This window comes from Stenotrophomonas sp. 22LJNL06-5-1, assembly GCF_056861455.1.
This window is the reverse complement of the sequence record NZ_JBSPUE010000002.1, coordinates 241,801-267,188: the sequence shown is the minus strand read 5'-3', so window position 1 is coordinate 267,188 and position 25,388 is coordinate 241,801. Positions and strand designations below refer to the sequence as shown.

Genomic DNA, 25,388 nt, shown 5'->3' with positions numbered 1-25,388 from the left:
CGATGGGTGGCGTGGGGGCCGGGAAATGTGTGCAGGCGCAACGCCACGCGCACGGCAAAGCACCGCCGCAGGGGCGGAGACGCGACAACGGGATCACAACGACCGCGCAGTCAGCGGCCGGGTATCACATCAGCGTAGGGGGTGCAGGCAAGAGGGCCTGCGGGCGTCATCCGCCGGGATCCAGCGCAAGGCGATGGAAATGCAGGGCGGGAGCATTCGTGGCAAGCGAAGCGCCGGTCGGCAGTGCTTCCCACGTAACAGGTGCGCCCGTCACGTAGTGGGTCTTGTCGATCATTGATTCATCATAACGGCATCGGCGTGAGCGTGCAGCGAAGCGGACTGATCTGCACGCTGTGTTCCACGCTGCCTGTTCAGATGCCTCAGGCCGATTTCGCCATCAACCCGAACACGGTGCAGGCCATGGCCAGCGCGCCGGGCAGCGCCAGCCGGCGCGTGACCAGGGCGGCGCCGATCATCGTCAGCACGGAGAACATGATGGCCAATGCGAACAGCGGTTGGCCCAACAGGAACTGATGGATGCAACCTGCGCAGCCGGCGATCGCCAGGCTGGTGGCAAAGCAGACGTGGAACAGTGAGCCAGCGTACACAGAGGTTCCTCGCGATGATGGAGGCCATAGCGGCAGGCATCCGGACAAATTTAGCGCTGATTGCAGATTGCGATGACGGGATCACATCCTGTACGCGCTCTGGTGACATCGGCGTGCATAAGGTGGAGCGCACACCCACTTTTCGGATTGATGGAGGATGCAATGGCGCGGACGATTCCCGAAGGAACGCTGATCGTGGTAGCCGACGGTGGTTCGGCACGGGTGTTCACCAACGTGGGCAGCAACCACCAGTTGACCCTGAAGCAGGAAGGCGAACTGCGCCTGCAGGACCTCAGCGAGCAGGGTGTATCCGGGCAGGGGCCTGCGGGTGCAGTACCGAAGGACATGTCGGTCTCGCAGCTCAATGAGGCCACGTTCGCCAAGCAGGTGGCGGAACAGCTCAATGAGGATGCGTTGAAGAACCGCTATGCACATCTGGTGCTGATCGCGGATCCGACCACGCTGGGGCGCATCCGTCCGCTGCTGCACAAGGAAACCCAGGCCCGCCTGCTGGGCGACATCGCCAAGGACCTGACCAACGCGCCGTTGGCCGATATCCAGAAGGCGCTGGCGGCGTAGCGCGGATGCCTTTCATGCGCGATCACCTGTCGGCGGAGCCCGGTCGCCCGGATGTGGAGGCACAGGTCGGCTGGCAGCTCCTTGAGTTCGGTGCACCCTGGTGTGGCCATTGCCAGGCCGCGCAGCCCGCGTTGCAGGCCTTTGTCGAAGCGAACGATCTGCCGCACTGGAAGGTCGAGGATGGCAAGGGAAGGCCATTGGGGCGAGCGTTCAAGGTGAAGCTGTGGCCGACGGTGGTGCTGCTGCACGATGGAGAAGAGGTCGCGCGGGTGGTAAGGCCGCTGGACAGCGCGGACCTCATGGCGTTGCAGAGCGCGCTTCCCGATTGAAGATTGAACCGGGCGTGGGACGCGGGGAAGTCGCACTGCAGCATGCGGCGTGACAGGCCCGGTGCTAGCATCCGACTACCATCTGAATCGATCCAAATGCCGATGCCCACGCTGGACCGTCGTCTCCTGATCGCTGTCGCCGCCACGGCGATGCTCGCTTCCGGCCTGGCTTCGGCCGCGCCAGCCAGAACTGCCGCCGACAAGGCCTATGCCTCGGTCGACCCGTTCATCGGCACCGGTGGGGAAGGCCACACCTATCCGGGTGCAACGGTGCCGTTCGGCATGGTCCAGCTCAGCCCGGACACGCGCATCCAGCCGCGCGAAAAGGCCTATGGCTGGGCGGCCGGCTACCGTTACGACGACACCAGCATCGTCGGCTTCTCGCACACGCATTTTTCCGGCACCGGCCATTCCGATCTGGGCGACATCCTGCTGATGCCGTTCACCGGTAATCCCGGCCTGGAGCGGGGCGATCCGGAGAAGCCCCGCAGCGGCTATGCATCAAGGTTCCGCCATGCTGACGAGAAGGCCGAGCCGGGCTATTACGCGGTCACCCTGGACGACTACAAGGTGCGCGCCGAGCTGACCACCAGTGCGCGCGTGGGCGTGCATCGCTACGCCTTCCCCAAGGGCGCCGACGCCAAGGTGCTGCTGGACATGCGCACCAGCATGTACGACTACCCGGGCAAGGTGTTGTGGTCGCGGGTGCGGCTGCGTGCTGACGGCACGGTCACCGGCTTCCGCGAAACCCGCGGCTGGGCGCCGGGCCGCCAGCTGTACTTCGCGATGCGTTTCTCGCGCCCGCTGGCCGGGCATGAATTGCACAACACCGAGCAGGACATCGTCTACAAGGGCTTCCCGCCGCCGGGCGAGAAGGATCCCTCCCAGCGCGCACAGATCGAGGGCCGTCAGCTGGTCGGTACCTTCGCATTCGGCAAGCTGGATGCACCGCTGGTGGTCAAGGTTGCCATCTCGCCGGTCAGCGAGGCCGGCGCCATTGCCAACCTCGACGCAGAAGTGGCCGACTTCGATTTCGACCGCGTGCGTGCGCAGGCGAAACAGGAATGGACGCAGGCGCTGTCGGTGCTCGATATCGATGCACCCGAGCACGCTCGCCGCAGTGCCTATACCGCGCTGTACCACACTCTGTTGGGACCGACGCTGTTCATGGATGCCGATGGCCAGTACCGCGGCTCGGACAATGCCGTGCACAAGGCCGATGGCTTCACGAACTATTCCACGTTCTCGCTGTGGGACACCTACCGCGCACTGCATCCGTTGCTGACGCTGGTGCAGCCGGAGAAGCGCAACAGCGACTTCGTCAATTCGATGTTGGCCCACCATGAGCACAGCCCCTACGGCATGCTGCCGGTATGGTCGTTCCATGGCCTGGAAGACTGGTGCATGATCGGCTACCACGCCGTGCCGGTGATCGCCGACGCCTACGTGAAGGGCATTCGTGGCTTCGACGCCGACAAGGCATTGAAGGCGATGGTCGAGACCGCCAACTACGGCCCCTATGACGGTATCGCGCAGTACCGCGAGCTGGGCTACGTGCCGATCGACGAGGAAGGTGAAGCGGCCAGCAAGACGCTGGAGTACGCCTTCGACGACTGGACCATCGCACGCATGGCGCAGGCGATGGGCAAGGGCGATATCGCGGCGGCCTTCGACAAGCGCGCGGGTAACTGGCGCAACGCGTTCGACAAGGACACCGGCTTCATGCGCGCGCGCAAGCGCGACGGCAGCTTCCGCACGCCGTTCGACCCCAGCGCCAGCGGCTACGGTACCGACTACACCGAGGGCAACGCCTGGCAGTATTCGTGGTACGTGCCGCAGGACGTCGCCGGCCTGGCGGCAGCGCACGGTGGCAGCGACAAGCTGCTCGCACGCCTGGACGAGGTGTTCAACGCCAAGGTCGATCCGTCCATCTTCGAGCACATGGAAGACATCACCGGGCTGATCGGCTGGTATGCACATGGCAACGAACCCAGCCACCATGTGGCCTACCTGTACTCGTACGCTGGCCAGCCGTGGCGCACCCAGGCGCGCCTGAAGCAGATCATGGACACCCAGTACGCCGACCGTCCGGATGGCCTGGCCGGCAACGATGACGTCGGCCAGATGTCGGCGTGGTATGTGTTCACCGCGCTGGGCTTCTACCCCGTGGCACCGGGCTCGGGCGAGTACATCCTCGGCCGCCCGTTCCTGCCGAAGACCGCGATGCGCCTGCCCAACGGCAAGACGTTCACCATCGTGGCCGAAGGCCTGGATGACAAGCACACCTATGTGGGCAGCGTGAGCCTCAACGGCAAGCCGCTGCAGCGCACCTTCCTGCGCCACGACGAGATCCTGGCCGGTGGCGAGCTGCGCTTCAGCATGCAGGCCGGGCCGAACAAGGACTGGCCGGGGCAGGGCGCGCAGGCGCCGTACTCGATGAGCCGGTGATGCAGGGCGGCGTCGCATTGCCGCCGTCATTGCCCCGCACTTGGTTGGCATGCAGGACATCAACGGCGCCCACCAAGATGGGCGACTACCGAAATCCGCCGGCCGGGGTGCCTTGGGTGGGTGCCAACCTTGGTTGGCACGCGGCACGTCAGTGGGAACGGAACCTCAACTCCACCCGCGCGCCACCGATCGGAGCGGTATCAATCATCAGGGTCGCGCCATGCCGCTGCGCGATCTCGGCCACGATCGCCAGACCCAGCCCACAACCATCCCCCTCGCTGCTGGCCCGGTAGAAGCGTTCCGTGACGCGCGTGCGTTCGGCTTCGGCAATGCCGGCGCCGTCATCGTCAACCCATGCCCGCACGCTTTCGGCCTCCTGCCGAACGCCGAGGGTAATCTCACCGGGCACGGCGCCGTAGTGCAGCGCGTTGTCCAGCAGGTTGCCCAACGCCTCGCGCAGCAGCTGCGGATCGCCCTGAACCTGCGCGCCGTCGTCTGGCCCCTCGTAGCCCAGGTCCACGCCCGCCTCCAGCGCACGGTCGGCGTAGCGCTCCACCACGCCGCGTGCCAACGCAGCCAGGTCCACCGGTTGCAGTGGCAGTGCACTGCCATGCGGATCTTCCGAGCGGCTGAGCATCAGCAGCTGGTTGACCAGATGCTGCAAGCGGGCCAGCCCGGCCAGTGTGCCGGACAGCGCCAGCTGCTGGGCCTGCGGGTCGTGCTGGCGCAATGAACTCTCCAGTTCCACCTGCATCGCCGCCAAGGGCGTGCGCAGCTGGTGCGCGGCATTACTGACAAAGCGCCGCTGCGCATCCTGCATCGCGTCCAGACGCTGCAGCAGCGCGTTGTAGGCCTGCACCGCCGGCCACAGTTCGCGCGGCGCCTCCTGCGCGGGGTCCAACGGTGCCAACGGATCCGGTCGCGGGCTGGCCAGCTTCCGCGCAACCAGGTTGGCATGGCGCGCGGCAGCGCCGGTACCGGACCAGGCCAGCCACGCCGCCAGTGCCAGGATCGCAGCCTGGAACGGAACGCTGGTCAGCAGCAGCTTGCGCTCCAGCCGATGGCGCTTGCGCAGCGTCTCGGCCACGCGCAGCCGGATGTCATGGCCCGGTCCGGCGCTGACCACCACTTCGACCATGCGCACCGGTTGCCCACGCAGGCGCGCGTCGTAGTAGACGGCGTCGTCATCATTTCCCGCTGCGATTGCGGGGCGTGGCAGGGCTTCGGGCAGGTCGCCATACAAACGCGCACCTGCAGCGTCGACCACCTCGCCATGCACTTCGTCGGCGGTGTCCCAGGTGAACATGCGCGAGACCGCCGGGGTGATCTCGATCGAAGCGCGACCCTCCTGCACCGTCACCAGCTCGGACAACGACATCGCCGAGTCCAGCAGCCAGCGGTCGTAGACCTGGCCGGCATAGAACCGGGCCAGCGCAAATGAACCCACTGCGCTGCACAGCAGCAGTACCAGCAGTGGCAGCCACAGGCGCCTAAGCAGCAGGCCATGCAGGCTGTGCACGCGCTCAGTCACCCACGGCCTCCAGCCGGTATCCAAGCCCACGCAGCATGCGGATGCCGACGCCGGCACGCGCCTGTTCCAGCTTGCGGCGCAGGCGGCTGACATGCACTTCGATCACCGACAGGTTGGCCTCGTGATCCCAGCTGTACAGCGCGTCGAACAAGCGCTGCTTGGTAACCGTGCGGCCGGGATGCTGCATCAGTGCCTCGACCAGCGACAGCTCGCGCGCGGTCAGCTCGATGCGCTGGCCTTCAACCTGCACTTCATTGCGGATGCTGTCGAAGCACAACCGGCCCAGCCGTTTCTGCGCCGGTGCATCGCTGCGGCGGCGCGACAGTGCACGCAGGCGGGCTTCCAGCTCACCGAGTGCGAACGGCTTGGCCAGGTAATCATCGCCACCCCGGTCAAGACCGAGGATACGGTCCTCCACACCATCGCGTGCGGTGAGGATCAGCACCGGCAGGGTGGCGCCGTCGTTGCGCAGGCGCGAGAGCAGGTCCAGGCCATCGACGTCGGGCAATGAAAGGTCGAGCACCATCACGTCATACGGCGCGCTGGCCAGTGCAGCGGGCGCGTGCAGCCCGCGCGAAAGGTGGTCGCACAGATGGCCGGCACCCTGCAGGGCGCGGATCAGTCCATCGGCCAGAGCGGCGTCGTCTTCGATCAGCAGGATTCGCATTGCAAGCTTCGTGCAAGGTTGGGGCAAGTTTGGCGCAAGTGCGTCACCTTACCGTGACGTGCATGAATTTCTCCCCTCGTCTTGCGGCCGTGTTGGCCGCCCTCCTGTGCGCACCCGTAGCATCGGCGCTGTCCCTGCAGGATGCGCAGCGCGCGATGGAAGCACATAACCCGGACCTGCGCGCGGCGGCGCTGGAGTTGCGCGGGGTACAGGGCGATGCGCAGACAGCGGCGTTGCGCCCGGCCACCGAACTGTCGATCGGCACCAGCAAGATCAGCCCCAAGCATGGCATGGGCCCTGGGCGCTGGCAGGACAAGCGGGTGGACAGCACCGTGGGCCTGGGCTGGACCTGGGAGCGCGGTGGCAAGCGCGCGTTGCGCATCCGCCAGGCCGATGCGTTGCTGGAAGTGGCCGGGCTGGAGATGCTTGATGCGCGGCGCCGCCAGCAGGTGGCGTTGCATGAAACCTATTTCGGCCTGAAGGGCGCCCAGGAGCGGGCGCAGATTGCCGATGCCAACCGCCAGAGTTCGGCCGAGCAGATGGCGGCGGCGGACAAGCAGGTTGCGACAGGGGCGATGGCGCCGGTCGACCGCGCGCGGCTGGCGGTGGACGACCTGGCGGTGGCCGATGCGGCGCGCGAGGCGGCGCTGGATCTGCGCGATGCGCGGCATGCCTTGGGACTGCTGCTCGGCCGCGACGACAGCCATGACCTCAGCGCCGATGATCCGTGGCCAGACCCCGCGGGCAGCGCCGATGTGCGTGCGTTCGATCCGCAGCAGCGCGCCGATCTACGCGCGGCACGTTCGCGCCTGGCCGCGGCCGACGCCGGTGTGGCACTGGCGCGCAGTGAGCGCCACCGCGACATCCAGTTGGGCGTGGAGGCCGAGCGCGAGCCGACCGACATCAGCGGCGTCACCTGGGGTGTGTCATTGACCATTCCGCTCGGCGGCCCGTTACGTGCACGCGGCGCGATCCAGCGTGCCGAGGCCGACCGTGACAATGCCGCGCTGGAGCTGCAGGTGCGGCAGCGCGAAGCACGCGTCGAACTGGACCAGCTGCAGGCCAGCGCGCAGTCCGCCGCGCAGCGCCGCAGCGACTACGAAGGGCTGCAGTCCGACGCTGCACGCAAGGCAGTGCAGGGCATCGAACTGGCCTACCGCCGCGGCGCCGCCAGCCTGACCGATCTGCTGGATGCGCGCCGCAGCTGGCGCGAGTTCGAGACCGCGCTGATCGATGCGCGTGCCGACCATGCCATTGCCCTGGCGCGCTGGGAAGCGGCCACATCCGTTGCTGAAGGAGAGTCCCGATGAAGTCCACCGTCGCCCATCGCCCGCGGGCGCGACACGCCGTGCTGCCGGCCTTGCTGGCGCTGGCCCTGCTGGGCGGCTGTGGCCGCGAGCCGGCGTCCTACACCGAGGATGCGCCGCAGATCAGTGCTGGCCAGATCCAGTTTCCTGCCGGCAGCCGGCAGTTGGACGTGCTGCGCAGCGAGGCGGTGGCCGCCGGCGCCAGCGCCAGCCTGCAGCTGCCGGGCCGGGTGGTCTGGGACGAGACGCGCTCCAGCGCGCTGCGCACGCCGCTGGCGGGGCAGGTGGCGCGCATCGAGGCGCAGCCGGGGCAGAAAGTGAAGGCTGGCCAGGTGATCGCCTGGATCACCTCGCCCGAATTTGGCCAGGCCCAGGCCGACGGCGTGCGCGGCCGCGCCGAGCTGCAGCAGGCGCGAAAGGAGCTGGAGCGCACCCGCGAGCTGCATGCGGCGGGTGTGGCGTCGGGCCGCGAACTGGACGAGGCCGAGGCCAACTTCGCCGGCAGTCAGGCCGATCATGCGCGTGCAACCGCCTTCGCCAAGGCGTATGGCAATGGCCAGCACGTCGACCAGCGCCTGCCGCTGCGCGCGCCGATCGATGGCGTGTTGGTGGAGCGGCGGATGAGCCCGGGCATGGCGGTCAGCCCCGACAGCGAACAGCCGCTGGCGGTGATTGGCGATCCGGACCGCCTGTGGCTGCTGCTGGATGTGCCGGAGAGCCTGGCCGGACGCATGAAGACGGGCATGCAGGTGAGCGTACCCGGTGCCGATGGCCAACTGCTGCAGACGACCCTGCAGCACGTGGATGACTTCGTCGACAGCGAACGCCGCGTGGTGCAGGCGCGCGCCGAGCTGGACAACCGCGCACGCGGCTTCAAGGCGGGACAGTACGTGCGCGCCCAGGTGGCGTTGCCGGCCGAGGGTGGTGTCTCGCTGCCCGATGCGGCCGTGTTGTTGATCGACGGCAAGCAGGTGGTGTTCGTGGAGGAGGGCAAGGGCCGCTTCGTGCGCCACGCCGTGCGCGCCGAGGAACTGGGCGATGGCCGGCTGTGGGTGCGTGAGGGCCTGGCCGCAGGCGCCAGGGTGGTGGTCGAGGGCGGCCTGCTGCTGCAGCAGCTGGTGGACAGCGCACCGGCCGCCGCCAGTACCGGCACGGGGCACGCCGCCCCATGATCGATCGCCTGATTGCCTATTGCCTGCGCCAGCCGCTGATGGTGATGCTGGCACTGCTGCTGTTCATCGGTGCTGGCATTGCCGCGTTCCGCGTGCTGCCGGTGGAAGCCTTCCCGGATGTGTCCGACACCCAGGTGACAGTGGTGTCGCTGCACCCGGGCCGGGCCGCCGAAGAGGTCGAGCGCGAGGTGACGATGCCGCTGGAAGTGGCACTGTCCGGCATCCCGCATTCGGTGCGGGTGTTCTCGCATACGCAGTTCGGCCTGTCGATGATCATCCTGACCTTCGACGACAAGGCCGATGACTACTTCGCGCGCCAGCAGGTGCTGGAGCGCCTGCAGGGCGTGGAGCTGCCGGAAGGGGTGACCCCGGAACTGGAGGCGATGAGCTCGGCGGTAGGTGAGATCTACCGTTATGTGCTGAAAGGCCCGCACATGACGCCAACCCAGCTGCGCACCGTGCAGGAATGGACGATGGAGCGCAGCCTGCGCACCGTACCCGGGGTGGCTGATGTGATCAGCTTCGGCGGCTTCGCGCGCACCTTCCAGGTCAAGCCGGACCTGGACAAGCTGCGTGACCGCGGCATCAGCCTGGGTGAGTTCGCCGAGGCGCTGGAAAAGGGCAGCTCGAATGCGGGCGGCGGCTACGTGGAGCGTGGCCAGCAGCAGTTCCTGATCCGCGGTGTGGGCCTGATGCGTTCGCCGGCCGACATCGGCAACGTGGTGGTGGCGCAGCGCGGGGGCACGCCGATCCTGGTGCGCGACCTCGCCGGCATCGCCGATACCGGCCTGCCGCGTCAGGGCCTGGTCGGCCAGGATGACAATGACGATGCGGTGTTCGGCATGGTGCTGATGCGCAAGGGCGAAAATCCGTCCGACGTGCTGGACGCCCTGCATGCACGCATCGCCGAGATCGAAGCGAACCAGCTGCCGGCCGGGGTCAGCATCGAGCCGTTCTACGACCGCTCGTGGCTGGTCACGACCACGCTGAAGACGGTCTTCCGCAACCTGCTGGAAGGCGCAGTGCTGGTGTTCCTGGTGCTGTGGCTGTTCCTGTACAACGCCCGCGCCGCGCTGATCGTGGCGGCGATGATGCCGCTGGCGCTGCTGTCGACCTTCCTCGGCCTGCATCTGTGGGGCGTGCCGGCGAACCTGCTGTCGTTGGGTGCGATGGACTTCGGCATCATCATCGATGGCGCGGTGATCGTTACCGAGCACATCGTCTCGCGATTGTCGAAGCTGCCCCCTACGGCAGACCGGAAGACACGCTTCTCGACCATTCTTTCGGCTGCATCGGAAGTGGGTCGGCCGACGTTCTTCTCGATGCTGATCATCATCGCCGCACACATCCCGATCTTCACCCTGCAGCGCCAGGAGGGCCGCATGTTCGCGCCGATGGCGTACTCGGTGACCTCGGCGTTGATCGGTGCATTGATCCTGGCACTGACCGTGGTGCCACTGTTCTGCTACTGGTGGCTGCGCCGCGACCGCATGCGCGACGGCAATCCGCTGATGGACCGCCTGACCGGCTGGTACCGGCCGATCTTGGAGCGCGCATTGGCCCGCCCGCGTGCGGTGGTACTGACCGCGGTTGCGCTGCTGGTCGGCACGTTGGCGCTGGGCACGCGGCTGGGTTCGGAGTTCCTGCCCGAGCTGGACGAAGGCTCGATCTGGCTGACCGCCACGCTCGACCCGAGCACCAGCCTGGCCGAGGCGCAGCAGCAGTCGCGGCGCATCCGTGAGCTGGTCGGCACCTTCCCGCAGGTGTCGACGGTGGTGGCCAAGCTGGGGCGCCCGGAAGACGGCTCCGATGCCAAGGGCGCCAATCAGATCGAGGCGCTGGTGGCGTTGAAGCCCGAGAAGGAGTGGCCGAAGGGCGTGGACAAGCGGCAGCTGGTCAGCGACCTGCAGCGCACGCTGGAGCAGCGCATTCCGGGGCCGGAGTTCTCGATCTCGCAGCCGGTGCGCGACAACATCCTGGAGAGCATCTCGCAGATCAAGGGCCAGGTGGTGATCAAGGTCAGCGGCTCGGATCTGGACGTGCTCAACCAGCAGGCACAGGCGATCCTGGGCCAGGTACGTGGCGTGGAGGGCGTGGAAAGCGCCTTCATCGACCGCGACGGCTCATTGCCGCAGCTGCAGATCGAAATCGATCGCGACCGTGCTGCGCGCTATGGCTTGAACGTGCGCGACATCGACGAGGTGATCGAGACCGCACTGGGCGGGCGCCAGGTCGGCGAACTGTGGGAGGGCGACCGCAGGTTCCCGATCACGCTGCGCCTGGACGACGCCGACCGTGACCTGCAGCGGCTGCGCACGGTGCCGGTGGGCATCGGCGATGGCCACACGGTGACACTGTCCGACGTGGCCGACTTCCGCATGGCCAGCGGCGCGATCAACATCTCGCGCGAGAACGCGCAGCGGGTCAAGGCGGTGAGCATTTTCATCGCCGGGCGTGACATGGGCAGCGTGGTGGCCGACATGCGCAAGCGCGTGGATGCCAGCGTGCAGCTGCCGGAAGGCTACCGGCTGGAATGGTCCGGCGAGTTCGAGAACCAGCAGCGTGCGATGAAGCGGCTCGGATGGGTGATTCCGCTGTCGGTGCTGATCATCTTCGTGCTGCTGTTCGATGCCTTCAAGGACATCAGCAGTGCCGCACTGATCCTGGCCAATGTGCCACTGGCGATGATCGGCGGCATCCTCGCCCTGTGGCTCACCGGCATCCCGCTGTCGGTGTCTGCGGCGATCGGCTTCATTGCCTTGTTCGGGCAAGCGGTGCTGAACGGGGTGGTTATGCTCAGTCGCTTCGCGCAGCTGCGAGAGCAGGGCATGGACCTGCTGCAGTCGGTGATACAGGGCTCGCTGCAGCGCCTGCGCACGGTGCTCATGACCGCGCTGCTGGCGATGTTTGGCCTGCTGCCGATGGCCACCTCACATGCGATCGGTGCCGAGACCCAGAAACCGCTGGCGGTGGTGGTGATTGGTGGCCTGCTGTCGGCGATGCTGCTGACCTTGCTGGTACTGCCCACGCTGTATTACTGGGTACACCGGCGCCGCGAGGCTCGCGCCGACTGACGGCACTGTAGAGCCGAGCCCATGCTCGGCTGCTTCTGGCTTCTGGCTTCTGCGCGAAGAGCAGCCGAGCATGGGCTCGGCTCTACAGGGGCTCCACGTCTTGCGTGGAGCCCGCGTCCTTACCCTCCCGAACCCTGCCAGGCGATCATCATCGGTACGATCAACATACCTAGACAGCTCAGGCACAGCACCGTGGTGGAGATGTGGCAGAGCCAGAAAACGCGCGGCCTGTCCGCACGCCAGACTTTCCTGCCGTGGTTGACACCCCAGATCGTAAAGCCATCGGTGATGCCACCCAGAAAGAAGCAAAGGGTGGCCAGTGCCCATAGCACCCAGATCAGCGCCATCGCCAGGTTGCGTACGTCGCCACGCAGCGAGGCCCACAGCACAAGCGTCGCCAGCGCCAACAGGCCTCCCAGCAGAAACGTGATCATCCAGAGTCGATACCAGATGCCCGGCTTTTCCATGCGCGTGCCCCGTTCGTTTGGCCGAGCATAGCCAGTCCGGTGGTCCTTACACCATCCCGCCATTGGCGCGCAGCACCTGGCCATTGATCCACCCGCCATCGGTGCCTGCCAGGAACGCAACCGCACCGGCGATGTCATCCGGCGTACCCAGCCGCTCCAGGGGGTTCATCTTCGCCAGCCGCTCGATCAGTTCCGGTGACTTGCCGTCCAGGAACAGGTCGGTGGCTGTCGGGCCGGGGGCCACTGCGTTCACGGTGATGTTGCGCCCGCGCAGCTCCTTGCTGAGGATCGCGCCCATCGTCTCCACCGCTGCCTTGCTGGCCGCGTACACGCTGTAGTTCTCCAGCTTGATGCCAACCACGCTGGTGGACAGGGTGATCAGCCGGCCACCGTCGCGGACCCGTGGCGCGCTTTCGCGCAGCACGTTGAAGGCGCCCTTGAGGTTGATGCCGATCACCCGATCGAACAGGGCGTCGTCGCTGTCGGCCAGCGGCGCCAGCTGCAGTACGCCGGCGCTGTTGACCACCACGTCGATGCCGCCGAAACGGGCCTCGATGGCGTCGAACAGCTGGTGGACCGCCTGTGAATCGGCCACATCGGCCTGCAGCGCGATGGCCTGCGCGCCGGCTGCGTTGAGTTCGGCCGCCAAGGCTTCGGCGTCATCGCGGCGCCCCGCATAGTTGATCGCGACCGCGTGGCCATCGGCAGCGAGCCGGCGGGAGATGGCGGCGCCGATGCCACGGGAGCCGCCGGTGACCAGGGCGACAGAGCGGGCGGGGGAGAGGGTCATGGTGGCTTCCAGCAGGGCACGCCGGAGTGGCGCAGAGCCATCTTCGCCACATCGGTGTTCCGGATAATCATGCATAATCCGCCAACATCATCCGGGTAGCCGAACAATGGATCGCTTCACGGCCATGCGCGCCTTCGTCCGTATCGTCGAGCGCCGCAGCTTCACCCGGGCTTCCGAGGACCTGGGCCTGCCGCGGGCCACGGTGACCGACGCGATCAAGGCGCTGGAACAGCGGCTGGGCGTGCGCCTGCTGCACCGGACCACGCGGGTGGTGGTGCCAACGCTGGAAGGCGAGGCCTTCTATGGCCGTTGCCTGCGCTTGATCGCCGACATGGATGATGCCGAGGCTGCGTTCCGTGACGCGCCGCCTCGCGGTCCCTTGCGCATTGAAGTGCACGGCACGCTGGGCCGGCACCTGCTGTTTCCGCACCTGGCGGACTTCCTGCAGCGCTACCCGGAGATCGAGCTGGACGTCAGCGAAGGCGACCGCTATGTCGACCTGCTGCGCGAAGGCGTGGATGCGGCGTTGCGGGTGGGGACGCTGGCCGACAGCGATCTGGCGGCGCGCCGGTTGGCGATGCTGCGCGAGGTCACGGTGGCCGCGCCGGGTTATGTGCAGGCGCACGGCCTGCCCGACACCATTGAATCGCTGGAGGAAGGACATCAGATGGTCGGCTACCGCTCCAGCGCCACCGGCCAGCTGATTCCTCTGGAGTTCCAGCAGGGCGGGCAGGTGCGCTACGTGCCGCTGCCGGCGCGGGTGCGTGTTTCCGGTGCGGACGCGTTCCTTGGTGCCGCGCTGGCGGGCCTCGGCATCATCCAGGCGCCGCGCTACCGGATGGACCCGTACATTGCGCGCGGGCAGTTGGTGGAACTGTTGCCCGAGACGCCGCCGACGCCGAGTCCACTGAGCCTGGTCTACCCGCGCAACCGCACGCCGTCGCCACGGTTGCGGGTGTTCATCGACTGGGTGGCCGGGGTGTTTGACCAGACAGGGGTTGCCGGCCAGCGGCCGGCACTACCGAAGCAGCGCTCCTGAGACGCGGTGACCGGCCGGCACTACCGGGCGGCTGCGCTCGGCAGCACCAGCTCGAACAGGGTGCCGGTGTCATCCGACACAACGCTCACGCTGCCGCCGTGTGCCTGTGCAATCGCGCGGGTGATCGCCAGGCCCAGTCCGGCACCTTCGTGGCGGCCACGTTCGCCGCGGTAGAAACGATCGAACAGGCGCGGCAGCGCCTCGCTGGCAATCGGTGTGCCGAGGTTGTGCACACTGACCCTGCACACGCCATCGGCCTCGAGCAGCCGCACCCGCACTTCGCTGCCCACGGCTGCGTGCTTCAACGCGTTGGACAGCAGGTTGGCGATCGCACGGTGCAGCATCAAGCGATTGCCCTCGACGCGTGCGGTGCCGTCGCGGCGCAGGGTCAACTGCCGATCTTCGGCCAGCAGGTCGTAGAACTCGAGCAGCGAATCCACCACCCCATCCAGCGCCACCGGCTCGCGCGAGGGCAGCGCGCCCGGCGCCTCGGCCTGCGCCAGGTACAGCAGGTCGCCCACGGTCTGTGCCAGTTGCTGCAGTTCCTCGGCACACGACGCCAGCGTCTCGCGGTAGGCCTCGTTGCTGCGCGGGTGCGCCAGCACCACCTGCACCTGGGTCAGCATATTGGTGATCGGCGTGCGCAGCTCGTGGGCGAGATCACCGGAGAACTCGGTCAGCCGCGCGAAGTCCTGCTGCAGGCGTGCCAGCATGCCGTTGAGGGTCTGCGCCAACTGCTCCAGTTCGGCCGGTGCACTGCGCGCGCTCAGGCGGCGCTGCAACCGGCCAGCGGTGATCTGCCGGGCCTCATCGGCCAGCGTGCGCAGCGGCCGCAGTGTTCGCCGCACCACATAGCCGCCGAGCAGGCTGCTGGCCACCGCGGCACCAATGATGGCGATCGCCAGCAGGTGGCGGAAGCGCTGCAGGAAGTCGGCATGGCGGTTGTCATTGATGGCCAGCAGGGTGACCAGCTGGCTGCCGTCGGCCAGCGTCTGGCGCAGGTGCAGGGCATGCATACAGCGGCCATCCGTGAGGATCCAGTCGTGCCGCCGTGGCGCGGCGTCGATGGGCTGGCTGCGTGCATGCTCGCGCAGCAGTGCCGGTGCGGTGGAGAACAGCACCGCGCCTCTCCCATCAACAATGTGGAAGGCGATATCCGGATGGTGGCCCAGCGCCTCTGCCAACCGCTGCCCGCGTGCGGGCGCAGGTCCGTTATCGGCCAGGTCACGGATCAACGCGACCTTGTTCTCCAGTTCGACGAAGTCCTGGGCGACCAGGTCGTGGCGGGCACTGACATAGATCGTCACGCCCAACGCGGCCAGCACCAGCGTGGCCACGATGGCGAACAGCAGCGTCAGCCGTACCGCGATGGAACGGCGCAGGTTCATCCGTTGCCCACAGCGCCGTCGTCCGGTGCTTCGAGCACGTAGCCCATGCCGCGCACGGTGACGATCAGCTTTGCATCGAAGTCATCGTCGATCTTCGCGCGCAGGCGGCGGATGGCCACGTCGATCACGTTGGTGTCGCTGTCGAAGTTCATGTCCCACACCTGCGAAGCGATCAACGAGCGCGGCAGCACTTCGCCGCGTCGGCGCGCCAGCAGCTCCAGCAGGGTGTATTCCTTCTGGCTGAGGGTGATGCGCTGGCCGCCGCGTTCGACCCGGCGGCGCAGGGTATCCACCACCAGGTCGGCGATGACGATGCGCTCGGCCTGCGGCAGCGCCTGGCCACGACGCAGCAGGGTGCGCACGCGCGCCAGCAGCTCTGCGAAGGCGAATGGTTTGGCCAGGTAGTCATCTGCGCCCAGCTCCAGGCCCTGCACGCGGTCGGCGATGCTGCTGCGCGCGGTCAGGAACAGCACCGGCACCTGCCATCCGGCCTCGCGCAGCCGCGACAGCACGTTCCACCCATCCAGGCCGGGCAGCATCACATCGAGAATGACCAGCTGGTACTCACCGCTGCCGGCCAGGTGCAGCCCGTCGATGCCGTTGCAGGCGAGATCGACCACGTAGCCGGCCTCGATCAGGCCCTGGCGCAGGTAGTTGCCGGTCTTGGGTTCGTCTTCGACGATCAGCAGTTTCATGATGCGCCCATCATCGCAGCTTGCGCGTGGGCTGGCTGCGCAGACTCATGTCAGCGGATCCAGCGTGCCAAGCACGGCCACGCAGGCCAGCACCAGCACGGCCAGTACCGATTCGAAGGCCAGGCTGTGGCGCAGGGAGCGCAGCGGCCGCGGTTGCCAGCCGCCGCGGATGGAGCTGGCCAGCGCAGGTACCAGCCGCCAGCGATGCAGGGCCGCCAGCCCCAGCATGCCACCGACCAGGGCGAGTTTGAGCAGCAGCCAGCGTCCGTGCGCGGTGCCGATGAGGGTCTGCACGGAACCGCCAAGATCGACATAGGTGTAGGTCCCGGTCATCGCCAGGGTGGCGACGATGACCGTGCCGGGCAGGGCGAAGCTGTGGGCGGCCTGCCACAGCTCGCGGGTGCGTTCGCGCAGGCGCAGGCCCTGCGGTCGCGCCGCCAACTGCAGGATGGCGGCGATCGCGCCGACCCAGGCGCCGGCGGCCAGCAGGTGCACGATGCCGGCCACCAGCCGCAAGGTGCCACCGAATCCATCTCCGGCGGCGGCATGGCCGTTCCAGGACAGGCTGGCCAGGGCGGTGGTGGACAACGCGAGCAGCGCCAGGCGGCGTAGGCCCCGCAGCGGCGTAACGGATGCCAGCAGGGGCAGCATTGCCAGCACCGCCACGGTGCGCAGCAGGCCGGCCTTACCCACCGGCGTGCCGGTGAGGAACCAGTGCGCCGTTGCTGGGTCGATGTCGGCTGCCGGGATGCCAAGCACGCCGGACAACCGGTTCACGGCATCGATGACGACCAGGATGAGCGCAACCACGGCGAGCGTCAGCGAGATGCTGCGCGGCAGTCCGGGGCGGACGAACAGCAGCCGCCCGAACAGCAGCATCAGCACCAGGTACAGCGCCAGCCGCAGCGCATACGGCGAGAGCTCGGCCACGGCGGTGGCCTTACTTCACGGTGAAGCGGTAGTTGCCGGTGATCGGGTGGCTGTCCTGGCCGACCGCGCGCCATTGCAGTGCGTAGCTGCCGGCCGGCAGCGGCTTGGCGAAGCGCGCACGCAGCGTGTGCCCATCTTCGGAGAGGTCCTGCGCGGTGGTGGGCATGGCCATCTTCATGCGGCCATGGTCCATGCTCAGTTCGATGCGGGTGGCACGCGGCATCACCTTCTCACTGAACTGCAGCGTGATCTCGGTCGCCGGGGCAATGGTGGCGTCGGCGGCCGGCGTCGAACGCACCAGGCTGGGATGGGCCAGGGCCAGCGGCGCAACCGCGAGGCCGGACAGGAGAAGCGCCAGGGAGGCGGAGCGGCGAAGGGAACGGATCATGTGCGGGACACCTGTTGAAGACGTGGCGCACAGGGTGGAGGGCAGCGCCTTTCGCCGCCCTGACCCGAACATTACCGATCTGTAATGTTTCGTCCACTCACCGGTGGTGCCGGCCGCTGGCCGGCATCACAGCACTGCCAACGGCCCCTGCATGCGATGGAAACTGCCATCGGTGGCGGTGAACCAGGCCAGTGAACGCCCGCCGACGAAGTCATCGACATGCACGACCGTTGCGCCATCGGCTTCCTGCCACGAAATTGCATAGACCCCTTCGCTGATCTGCTGCCACTCGCAGGCGGCTTCGCCCTGCGCACCGGCATAGGCGCCGGAGACGATGGCGTACTGCACGTGGCGGCCATCGGCGCTGTAGACATTGTCGGCGGCCAGCCCGTCATAGCTGACGCGGAAGCGGCGGCCGGCGAACAACGGCAAGGCGGGAGCAGTGTTCATCGGATCGCCACCGGGTTGATGTTGACCTGGGTCGAGCCGACGTAGAGCGGCTGGCCGAGCACGAACAGGAATTCCCAGGCCTTGTCGCGCACCAGGGCACGGCTGTCGATCAGCTCCAGGTTGTAGATGCCGCGCTTGGCCAGCATGTACTGGTTGATCGGGAACTCCTCGGCACCGTTCGGGTTCGGGTAGACCTCCGAGGCCCAGGTGTCGCCACCGAAGGCGACAATGCCCTGGTCGGCCAGCCACTTCGCGGCCTCCATGCCGATACCTGGCTCCACTTCCAGGAACTGCGTGTCGTCCTTGCCGATCAGTTCCAGCCAGCCGGTGTTGAACAGCACCACGTCGCCCTTGCGCAGGCTCAGGCCCTGCTTCTTCAGCACGGCCTGGATGTCGGCCACGGTGAACTCGATGCCGCCGGGCACGATCGCCTTGCCGTAGTACGCGGTCATGTCCAGCACGACGCCGCGGGTGACCATCGGCGGCACCTTCTCGACGCCGAGCTTGCGTACGCCGTCCACGGTGACGAAGTCGGCGGCCTTGTTGCCGTTGTAGTAGACATTGTCGATGCCGATATGGCCGATGCCGTTGAGCTGGGTGCCAACGCCGGTCCAGGCGTTCACCAGTTCATCGTTGAAGGTGAACTTGTTGGGGCCCAGCGACTTGCCGGCCTGCTGGCCGACCTGCACGTTGTACAGGCGGAAGCTGCGGTGGCGGAACGCGGGCAGGTTCTTGTCCACCGGCACCGCCAACGGATAGGTCTTGCCGGTCCTGACCAGCGATACCGCGTGCTTGACCACGTCCGCGGTGAGCAGGTTGGCCGCGCCGATCTCGTCGTTGGCACCGTAGGCAGAGGGATACCAGTCCTCGGCGGTGGCCTGGAAGGACAGCGGCAGGGTGGCCAGCGCAAGCGCGGCCAGGGTCTTCATTTTCATGGCAAAGCTCCGGTAACTGTCAGGCCGTCGCGGGGGCGGCAAGCGGGGCATGCGACGCAGCGGCGCCGGCATGGGCCGGGAAGCGCGGCAGCACGTACTCGGCGATTTCGTGGAAGGTTTCGGCCAGCGGCCGTTCGTTGCGGCGGAACTGCAGGCCGATGTGGTCGACACCGGCCGCCTGCATGGCGTGCAGCTCGGCCAGCAGGGCGTTGCGGCCGCCGCGCAGGCCGAAGCGCCAGCGCTGCAGGGGGGCATCGGCATCGGCCACCAGGTCCAGGTGGATGAAGCTGGCATACGGCTTGTTGCCGGCCACGGCGCGCCAGGCCGCCACGCGTTGTACATGGTCCTGCGGCGTGCCCGGATAGGCCAGGCAACCATCCATGTGCTGGCCGATCCATGCCGGTTGCTGCTGGGCCAGTCCGGCCACGAACAACGGCAGGGCCGGGCCATCCGCGGGCAGCACCTCCAGGCCCTGCGGCAGGTGCGCGGTGGCGCCTTCGCGCAGCAATGCGATCTGCTCGCGGAAACGGCTGCCACGGCTGTCGAAGTCGCGGCCGAATAGCGGGTATTCCACCGGGCGGTCGCCACTGGCCACACCCAGCAACAGGCGGTCGCCGCTGAGCCGCTGCACGCTGCGCGCCGACTTCAGGGTCAGCAACGGCTCACGGATCGGCAGCACCACCGCACCGGTGCCCAGCAGGATGTCATTGGTGATGCCGGCCAGGTAGCCGAGGTAACTGAATACCTCGAACACCTGCGCCGCATCGCCGAAGGCCGGGTCGTACACCGGCACGTCGCGTACCCACAGCGCACGGAAGCCGAGGCAGTCGGCCAACCGTGCCAGTTCTGCATGGCGCTGCAGGTCCGGTTCGCCGGGCAGGCGTCGCGCGGCGCGTCGTGCCTGTTCGCCCAGCGGCGTCCAGTCATTGTCCAGCGGTGCTTCGATGCCGATGCTGAAACCACCGGCCTGCAGCCGCGTCAGCGCACTGCCCATGGCGAGGCTCCTCAGTCCCAGGCCGGGGCCAGGCCCGGCGGATCGACTTCGCGGCCGTTGCGGTCAAGCGCGGCGATTGCGGCCATGTCATCGGCATCCAGGTGCAGGTCCTGGGCGAGCAGGTTGCTGGCCAGGTTCTCGCGCTTGGTCGAGGACGGGATGACCGAGTAACCCCGTTGCAGTGCCCACGCCAGCGCGACCTGGGCCACGGTGGCCTGGTGCTTGTCGGCGATGGCGGCCAGCACCGGATCCTTCAGCACCTTGCCGTAGGCCAGGGTCATGTAGGAGGTGACGGTGATGCCCTGGTCCTGCAGGAACGCGGTCAGTGCCGGGTTCTGCAGGTAGGGGCTCAGTTCGATCTGGTTGGTGGCGATCTCGCCGGCGCCGACCACCTCGATGGCCTGCCGGGTCAGCTCGATGTTGAAGTTGGACACACCGATCTGGCGGGTCAGGCCCTGCGCCTTGGCGTCGACCAGCGCGGCCATGTACTCGCGCAGTTCAACGCCATTGCCCGGCGCCGGCCAGTGGATCAGCAGCAGGTCCACGTAGTCGGTGCGCAGCTTGGCCAGGCTGTCGCGCAGGCTCGGGATCAGCTTGTCAGCGGCGTAGTTGTCCACCCAGATCTTGGTGGTCAGGAACAGCTGGTCGCGTGCTACGCCGGATTCGGCGATGGCTTGGCCGACTTCGGCTTCGTTGCCATAGATCTGCGCGGTATCGACCGCACGGTAGCCGACCTCGAGGGCGTTGCGCACCGAGTCGATGACGGTCTGGCCGGTCAGGCGGAAGGTGCCGACGCCAAAGGAAGGAACGCTCATGATGGACTCCAGGGACTTCGTTGAGAGCCGGTGGGCTCGGGACAGCGCGAAGTGTGGGCGCTTTACATTTGTCGATTAAGCTGTGTATACGGGAAATGCTTTTGCGCCGAGGTAAAAAATGAAAACCACCCTGGATGAGCTGAAGGCCTTCGTGGCCGTGGTCGACAGCGGTTCGATCACGGCGGCGGCCGAGGCGCTGGAACTGACCATCTCGGCCACCAGCCGCACCCTGGCGCGGCTGGAGGACAAGCTGCAGACCACGCTGCTGCGGCGGACCACGCGGCGGCTGGAACTGACCGAGGAAGGTGCGGCGTTCCTGGAGTACGCGCGCACGATCCTGGCCACGGTGGACGAGGCCGAGGAACAAATGGCCGCGCGGCGGCTGCAGCCGGTCGGGCGCCTGCGCGTGGATGCGGCCACGCCGTTCATGCTGCACGTGATCGTGCCGTTGCTGGAGGGCTTCCGCGAGCGCTACCCGCAGGTGGAGCTGGAGCTGAATTCCAATGAAGGCATCACCGACCTGATCGAGAAGCGCACCGACGTGGCGTTCCGCATCGGTGTGCTGCGCGATTCCACCCTGCATGCGCGGCCGATCGGCCACAGTCGCATCCGCGTGGTGGCCAGCCCCGAATACCTGCGCCGGCATGGCACGCCCACGCGGGTGGACCAGCTGCGCGAGCATGACCTGCTGGGCTTCACCCAGCCCAGTTCGTTGAACGAATGGCCGCTGCACGATGCCGATGGCGGGCCTTTCGTGATCGAGCCGGCGATCGCTTCATCCAGTGGCGAGACGCTGCGGCAGATGGCGGTGGCCGGGCTGGGCATCGCCTGCCTGTCCGACTTCCTGACCCGCCAGGACCGGCGTGATGGCCGCCTGGTGCAGCTGTTCGCCAGGCAGACGCAGGAAGTGCGGCAGCCGATCAACGCGGTGTACTACCGCAACACCGCGCTGGCTGCACGCATCACCTGTTTCGTGGACCACGTGACGCAGACGCTGGGGCAGCGACCGTTCGACGAGTGAGGGGCATGGTTTGCTGGGCAGGGCCCGGCGCTACCACGGGCTGCGGTGCTGCGTGGCCCACGCAGACGGTGAGCAGCCGACTACGCGCCGGAAGGCCGCGCTGAACTTGCTGGGGTTGGCGTAGCCACAGGCCAATGCAACCTCGGTGACGTTGCGCCCCTGCACAAGCTGCGCGCGCGCCCACTGCATGCGGCGCTGGGTCAGGAAGGCATAGGGTGGCAGCCCGGTGGCTGCACGCAGCGCACGGCTGAACGTCGATGGGTCCATCTGCAGTGCCGCCGCCAGCTGTGCAACCGCCAGCGGTTGGCCGTACTGCGTGTCGATGTACTCCTGCAGGCGCTGCAGTTGCCGCACGGACAGCGCGGGGCCCCTCGGCGGCGTCGCTCGCGCATGTCCGGCGAGCTGCTGCAGGCGGTGCAGCAGCACCTGCGCACCGTGCTCGAGAAATCCGGGAAGGCAGGCATCGGCCTGCGCGCTGCACCACAACGCCTGCAGCACCGAGGTGACCACCGGGTCGCGCTGCAGGCGCGCCGCCAGTGGTTGCAGGACATGCAGCTGGCGCGTTTCCAGCGGATGGTGGCCGGTATCGATGGCAAGGCCGAGCACCTTCACTGCAGGGCTGGCATAGGTGCCGATGTCACCAGGCAGGACCACGTTGAATTGACCAGGTTGCCAGACGCCCTGCAGCAGGCCGCTCTGGCTGCGCTGCTGCAGGCGCCCGCCGCCATCGACGGCCATGCCCAGGCGCAGCTGGTGTGGATGGCCCAGGCTGCCTTCGCTCGGTTCGAAGCGGTGGCGCAGCAGCACCACCGCACCGTCGTCACTGGTCACCATCGCGGGCGGTTGTGGGCCGGTTTCCTGCAGCAGCTGGTCGGCGAGGGCTCGCATCAGGAAAGCACGCGTCATGGATCCGGAAACGGAGCAGGGCTGCCAGGAATGGAGTGGCGGCACTGAGCGAATGTTACAGGATAACACTCTTGTCCTGCGCTGCCGCCGCCCGCGCGTCCGCCACCCCATCCGTCGAGGTTCCCGCTTTGAAGTCGTCCACGCCTGCTGCCGCGTTCATCGCGGCATCCCTGCTCATTCCCGCCATCCCAGCTCTGGCCCAACAGGCCGACCCGGCCACGCTCGACGGCGTCCGGGTCACCGGCTCCAAGCGCGACACTCCGTACCTGAAGAGCGACCTGTCGGTGACGGTACTGGACCGGCAAGCGCTGAAGGAGGCGGGTGTCACCGAGTTCCGTGACCTCGACAAGCTCGCGCCCAACGTGAAATTCAATGCGATGGGCCAGCTCAGCAACATGTTCATCTCGATCCGCGGCATCGAGTCCAATCCGTTCCTGGTCAATCGTGCCTCGGTCTACATCGATGGCATCCCGTTCCGGGAGTTGAGCAACGCAGTGCTCAACCAGGTCGAGTCGGTGGAAGTGCTGCGCGGGCCGCAGGGCACGCTGTACGGTGCCAACAGCGAGTCGGGGCTGGTGCTGGTGCGCACACGCGGCCCGGCCGATGCGCGAGAGGGCGAGGTCAATGTGCGCAGCACCTGGTTCGGCAACGGCAATGGCACCGCTCTCGATGGCTTCCTGGCTGGGCCGTTGAACAAGACGGGCAGCCTGTCCGGCTCGGTGGCGTTCATGGGCTCGGATGATGACGCCTACCTGAAGAACCTCACGCCGTCCGGCGCGCGCGGCAGGGTGGGCGAAGGCTATCTGCAGGGCAAACTGCGCTGGCGGCCAAGCGACTATGTCTCGGTGAACGCGCTGGCCTATCACCTGCGTACCCGAGCGCCCGGCATGTTCGAGTACGAGTACCTGCCGCTGGATACCGGCCTGTACAACCGCACCTACGGCACGTCGCTCAACGGAGGCCGCCGTGCCAGTGACTTCACCTACATCAACGACGCACCCAAGCGCACCGAGAAGGACGAGTCGGTTGCGGGCCTGAGCGCGCAATGGCAGCTGCAGGCCGGCACGCTGGACGTGGCCGCCTCCTGGCGCAGCGAGGAAGTGACCTCCGCCGGCTATGACTTCGATATGACCCAAAGCCCGGCACTGGCAGGCCGCATCTACGACCGGAAGCGGGAGTGGACGGCCGAGGCGCGCTTCAGTTCGCCCAGCGACCAGGCCCTGACCTGGATGGCGGGTGTGTCCACCTACCGCAACAGCAAGGATTCGATCCTTGGCACGTTCGTCGGCCCGGTGCTGCATGGGCTGGACAGTTACAACCTGGCGCCGCGGCAGACCTCGAAGGGCGAGGACTACAGCGTGTTCGCTACCGCCAGCTACACCTTCCCCGCGCTGCCCAAGCTGACCGCCAGTGCCGGCCTGCGCCATGAGCAGGCGCGGCGCTCCACTGAACAGCGTGCCGGTGCGCTGGACCTGGGTGCCGGTGGCCGCGTGCTGTACCGCGATGCCGCGCTGGCGCGCACCTTCTCGGCCACGCTGCCGCGGGTGTCGCTGCGCTACGACGCCACCGACGACCTGTCCTTCTATGCCGCTTCGGCCAAGGGCTACATTCCAGGTGGCTTCAACCTGGCCGCAGCGCAGAGCGACGTGGTCAACGACAAGGTGCTGCGCTACGAATCCGAACGCATGTGGAGCCACGAGCTGGGGTTCAAGATGAATCTGGCGGGCGGTCGTGGCCACATCGGCGGCGCGCTGTTCCACATTACCTCGGACAACTGGCAGGAGATCCAGGTGGCCACCGATGCCAACGGCCGCCCGATTTCGTCGGACTACGTGGGATCGGACGCCTCGATCCGGTCACGGGGTGCAGAACTGGAGGGTGTGTTCGAAGTAGTGCCTGGTTTCACGCTGATGGCGAATGTGGGCTACGTCGACGCGGAGTACACCAAGCTGTGGGTCAGCGTGGACCAGAACCTGGATGGCAAGCGGGTCAAACTGACCCCGCATTACACCGGCTACCTGGCCGCACGCTACCAGTTCGAATCCGGACTTTACGCGCGGCTGGAGTCGCAGTTCACCGGCTCCAGCGCACTGGACGAGCGCAACCGCGCCTTCCAGCCGGCAGTCGCGGTGCTGGGTGCACAGCTGGGCTACGAAACCGGGCCGTGGAGCGCACGGGTCTTCGTGCAGAACCTGACCAACAAGCGTCGCATCAACGGCCTGATCTTCGACAACCTGGCGTTCGGCCGTGATGGCAACTACTACGGCCCGGTCGACAGCCCGCGCATCTTCGGCGCGGAAGTCGGCTATCACTTCTGACCATAGGTAGTGCCGGCCGCTGGCCGGCATCTTAGGGGCGCCGGCGCAGCGCGCGCCGGTTGCCGATGTGCGCCGCCGCCAGCAGCACGCCACCACATGCCGTGGCCACGCCATGCCAGAGCAGCGATTCCTTCAGCGGCAGATACAGCGAGGCTGACAGCAGCAGGATGGCGCCGGTGCAGGCCAGCTGCACAGGCCGCCAGCGCCCATGCCGGTGCACCCCGGCCGAGGTACTCGCCAAGGCCAGCGAGGAGGCCAGCAGCGCGAACAGCCACTCCCAGCGCGACATCATCAGCAGCAATGTCATCGCGCCATGGCCGGGATGCTGGAACGAGCGCAGCGCCATCATCGCTGCCGGCACGAAGGCCAGCAGCAGGGGCAGGGCGATGCAGTGGGCGGCGCAGGCCAGGGACAGCCAGGCACCGGCAAGATCGAAGCGGGGGTGCCAGCGTGCTGAAGTTGGCGGCTGGGCCAGGGCCCTTGCGGGCGTCGTGGGGATATGGTCCATAATGTTACATAGTAACAATTGGAGACTCC

25 protein-coding genes are annotated in these 25,388 nt (G+C 67.3%); 9 read left to right on the top strand and 16 right to left on the bottom strand.

Annotation, left to right across the window (positions count from 1 at the left end):
• Nucleotides 1-166: 166 nt before the first annotated feature.
• Nucleotides 167-295 carry a hypothetical protein gene (locus AC13GF_RS06895; RefSeq protein WP_254919678.1) on the bottom strand — a complete coding sequence of 43 codons (129 nt, stop codon included), beginning with the start codon at nucleotides 293-295 and terminating at the stop codon, nucleotides 167-169.
• A gap of 85 nt (nucleotides 296-380) precedes the next feature.
• Nucleotides 381-608 (bottom strand): hypothetical protein, encoded by a 228-nt coding sequence (locus tag AC13GF_RS06890; protein WP_097047700.1) that lies wholly within the window; start codon nucleotides 606-608, stop codon nucleotides 381-383.
• Nucleotides 609-770: 162 nt separating this feature from the next.
• Here AC13GF_RS06890 and AC13GF_RS06885 point away from each other — a divergent pair, with 162 nt between their 5' ends.
• The 3 genes from AC13GF_RS06885 to AC13GF_RS06875 all read left to right on the top strand — a co-directional run bounded on the left by AC13GF_RS06885 (nucleotide 771) and on the right by AC13GF_RS06875 (nucleotide 3,964).
• Complete coding sequence (locus tag AC13GF_RS06885) at nucleotides 771-1,187, top strand: baeRF12 domain-containing protein (RefSeq protein WP_483004074.1); 417 nt, start codon at nucleotides 771-773, stop codon at nucleotides 1,185-1,187.
• A 5-nt stretch (nucleotides 1,188-1,192) separates the two neighbouring features.
• Nucleotides 1,193-1,516: a thioredoxin family protein gene (locus AC13GF_RS06880; protein WP_483004072.1), complete on the top strand. Its 324-nt coding sequence runs from the start codon at nucleotides 1,193-1,195 to the stop codon at nucleotides 1,514-1,516.
• A gap of 96 nt (nucleotides 1,517-1,612) precedes the next feature.
• Nucleotides 1,613-3,964 (top strand): GH92 family glycosyl hydrolase, encoded by a 2,352-nt coding sequence (locus AC13GF_RS06875; RefSeq protein WP_483004070.1) that lies wholly within the window; start codon nucleotides 1,613-1,615, stop codon nucleotides 3,962-3,964.
• Between the two features lie 148 nt (nucleotides 3,965-4,112).
• On the opposite strand, the gene AC13GF_RS06870 is transcribed toward AC13GF_RS06875, so the two are convergent.
• Together AC13GF_RS06870 and AC13GF_RS06865 are read right to left on the bottom strand one after the other, a co-directional pair.
• Complete coding sequence (locus AC13GF_RS06870; protein WP_483004068.1) at nucleotides 4,113-5,495, bottom strand: sensor histidine kinase; 1,383 nt, start codon at nucleotides 5,493-5,495, stop codon at nucleotides 4,113-4,115.
• Entirely contained in the window at nucleotides 5,488-6,162 is a 675-nt protein-coding gene (locus AC13GF_RS06865) for a response regulator (RefSeq protein ID WP_005413615.1), read from the bottom strand. Before AC13GF_RS06865 ends, AC13GF_RS06870 begins: the two co-directional genes overlap by 8 nt.
• Before the next feature lie 62 nt (nucleotides 6,163-6,224).
• Between AC13GF_RS06865 and AC13GF_RS06860 the strand changes: the two genes are divergently transcribed.
• Genes AC13GF_RS06860 through AC13GF_RS06850 form a run of 3 tightly spaced genes read left to right on the top strand, consistent with a single transcriptional unit; the run spans nucleotide 6,225 to nucleotide 11,715 of the window.
• Entirely contained in the window at nucleotides 6,225-7,472 is a 1,248-nt protein-coding gene (locus AC13GF_RS06860; RefSeq protein WP_483004066.1) for a TolC family protein, read from the top strand.
• Nucleotides 7,469-8,641, top strand: coding sequence for an efflux RND transporter periplasmic adaptor subunit (locus AC13GF_RS06855; RefSeq protein WP_483004064.1), 1,173 nt, complete (start codon nucleotides 7,469-7,471; stop codon nucleotides 8,639-8,641). Before AC13GF_RS06860 ends, AC13GF_RS06855 begins: the two co-directional genes overlap by 4 nt.
• Nucleotides 8,638-11,715 carry an efflux RND transporter permease subunit gene (locus tag AC13GF_RS06850; protein WP_483004062.1) on the top strand — a complete coding sequence of 1,026 codons (3,078 nt, stop codon included), beginning with the start codon at nucleotides 8,638-8,640 and terminating at the stop codon, nucleotides 11,713-11,715. Before AC13GF_RS06855 ends, AC13GF_RS06850 begins: the two co-directional genes overlap by 4 nt.
• Nucleotides 11,716-11,834: 119 nt before the next feature.
• On the opposite strand, the gene AC13GF_RS06845 is transcribed toward AC13GF_RS06850, so the two are convergent.
• Together AC13GF_RS06845 and AC13GF_RS06840 are read right to left on the bottom strand one after the other, a co-directional pair.
• Complete coding sequence (locus tag AC13GF_RS06845) at nucleotides 11,835-12,182, bottom strand: hypothetical protein (protein WP_483004060.1); 348 nt, start codon at nucleotides 12,180-12,182, stop codon at nucleotides 11,835-11,837.
• Nucleotides 12,183-12,228: 46 nt separating this feature from the next.
• A complete protein-coding gene (locus tag AC13GF_RS06840) occupies nucleotides 12,229-12,972 on the bottom strand; it encodes an SDR family oxidoreductase (protein ID WP_483004058.1) in 744 nt (247 codons plus the stop codon).
• A 106-nt stretch (nucleotides 12,973-13,078) separates the two neighbouring features.
• Between AC13GF_RS06840 and AC13GF_RS06835 the strand changes: the two genes are divergently transcribed.
• Nucleotides 13,079-14,011: a LysR family transcriptional regulator gene (locus AC13GF_RS06835; RefSeq protein WP_483004056.1), complete on the top strand. Its 933-nt coding sequence runs from the start codon at nucleotides 13,079-13,081 to the stop codon at nucleotides 14,009-14,011.
• A gap of 20 nt (nucleotides 14,012-14,031) precedes the next feature.
• Here AC13GF_RS06835 and AC13GF_RS06830 read toward each other — a convergent pair whose 3' ends face one another.
• The 8 genes from AC13GF_RS06830 to dkgB all read right to left on the bottom strand — a co-directional run bounded on the left by AC13GF_RS06830 (nucleotide 14,032) and on the right by dkgB (nucleotide 20,606).
• Complete coding sequence (locus AC13GF_RS06830) at nucleotides 14,032-15,399, bottom strand: heavy metal sensor histidine kinase (RefSeq protein WP_483004054.1); 1,368 nt, start codon at nucleotides 15,397-15,399, stop codon at nucleotides 14,032-14,034.
• Nucleotides 15,396-16,094: a heavy metal response regulator transcription factor gene (locus AC13GF_RS06825; RefSeq protein WP_483004052.1), complete on the bottom strand. Its 699-nt coding sequence runs from the start codon at nucleotides 16,092-16,094 to the stop codon at nucleotides 15,396-15,398. The genes AC13GF_RS06830 and AC13GF_RS06825 overlap by 4 nt, the downstream gene beginning before the upstream one ends.
• 45 nt (nucleotides 16,095-16,139) lie before the next feature.
• Nucleotides 16,140-17,024 (bottom strand): copper homeostasis membrane protein CopD, encoded by an 885-nt coding sequence (gene copD / locus AC13GF_RS06820; protein WP_483004050.1) that lies wholly within the window; start codon nucleotides 17,022-17,024, stop codon nucleotides 16,140-16,142.
• 10 nt (nucleotides 17,025-17,034) lie between these two features.
• On the bottom strand, nucleotides 17,035-17,412 hold the full coding sequence (copC, locus tag AC13GF_RS06815) for a copper homeostasis periplasmic binding protein CopC (protein WP_483004048.1): 378 nt from the start codon (nucleotides 17,410-17,412) through the stop codon (nucleotides 17,035-17,037).
• 126 nt (nucleotides 17,413-17,538) lie between these two features.
• Complete coding sequence (locus AC13GF_RS06810) at nucleotides 17,539-17,862, bottom strand: MoaF-related domain-containing protein (protein ID WP_126928965.1); 324 nt, start codon at nucleotides 17,860-17,862, stop codon at nucleotides 17,539-17,541.
• Entirely contained in the window at nucleotides 17,859-18,797 is a 939-nt protein-coding gene (locus tag AC13GF_RS06805) for a cyclase family protein (protein WP_483004046.1), read from the bottom strand. The genes AC13GF_RS06810 and AC13GF_RS06805 overlap by 4 nt, the downstream gene beginning before the upstream one ends.
• Nucleotides 18,798-18,816: 19 nt before the next feature.
• Nucleotides 18,817-19,791, bottom strand: coding sequence for a TIGR03571 family LLM class oxidoreductase (locus AC13GF_RS06800; RefSeq protein WP_483004044.1), 975 nt, complete (start codon nucleotides 19,789-19,791; stop codon nucleotides 18,817-18,819).
• A gap of 11 nt (nucleotides 19,792-19,802) precedes the next feature.
• Nucleotides 19,803-20,606, bottom strand: a complete 804-nt coding sequence (dkgB, locus tag AC13GF_RS06795) for a 2,5-didehydrogluconate reductase DkgB (RefSeq protein WP_483004042.1) — start codon at nucleotides 20,604-20,606, stop codon at nucleotides 19,803-19,805.
• 118 nt (nucleotides 20,607-20,724) lie between these two features.
• On the opposite strand from dkgB, the gene AC13GF_RS06790 reads away from it, so the two are divergent.
• Nucleotides 20,725-21,627: a LysR substrate-binding domain-containing protein gene (locus AC13GF_RS06790; protein WP_483004040.1), complete on the top strand. Its 903-nt coding sequence runs from the start codon at nucleotides 20,725-20,727 to the stop codon at nucleotides 21,625-21,627.
• 30 nt (nucleotides 21,628-21,657) lie between these two features.
• On the opposite strand, the gene AC13GF_RS06785 is transcribed toward AC13GF_RS06790, so the two are convergent.
• Nucleotides 21,658-22,533, bottom strand: a complete 876-nt coding sequence (locus tag AC13GF_RS06785; protein WP_483004039.1) for a helix-turn-helix domain-containing protein — start codon at nucleotides 22,531-22,533, stop codon at nucleotides 21,658-21,660.
• A gap of 128 nt (nucleotides 22,534-22,661) precedes the next feature.
• Here AC13GF_RS06785 and AC13GF_RS06780 point away from each other — a divergent pair, with 128 nt between their 5' ends.
• Nucleotides 22,662-24,851 carry a TonB-dependent receptor gene (locus AC13GF_RS06780; RefSeq protein WP_483004037.1) on the top strand — a complete coding sequence of 730 codons (2,190 nt, stop codon included), beginning with the start codon at nucleotides 22,662-22,664 and terminating at the stop codon, nucleotides 24,849-24,851.
• Nucleotides 24,852-24,882: 31 nt separating this feature from the next.
• Here the strand turns inward: AC13GF_RS06780 and AC13GF_RS06775 are convergent, their stop codons facing one another.
• Nucleotides 24,883-25,359: a MerC domain-containing protein gene (locus AC13GF_RS06775; protein WP_483004036.1), complete on the bottom strand. Its 477-nt coding sequence runs from the start codon at nucleotides 25,357-25,359 to the stop codon at nucleotides 24,883-24,885.
• Nucleotides 25,360-25,388: the final 29 nt, after the last annotated feature.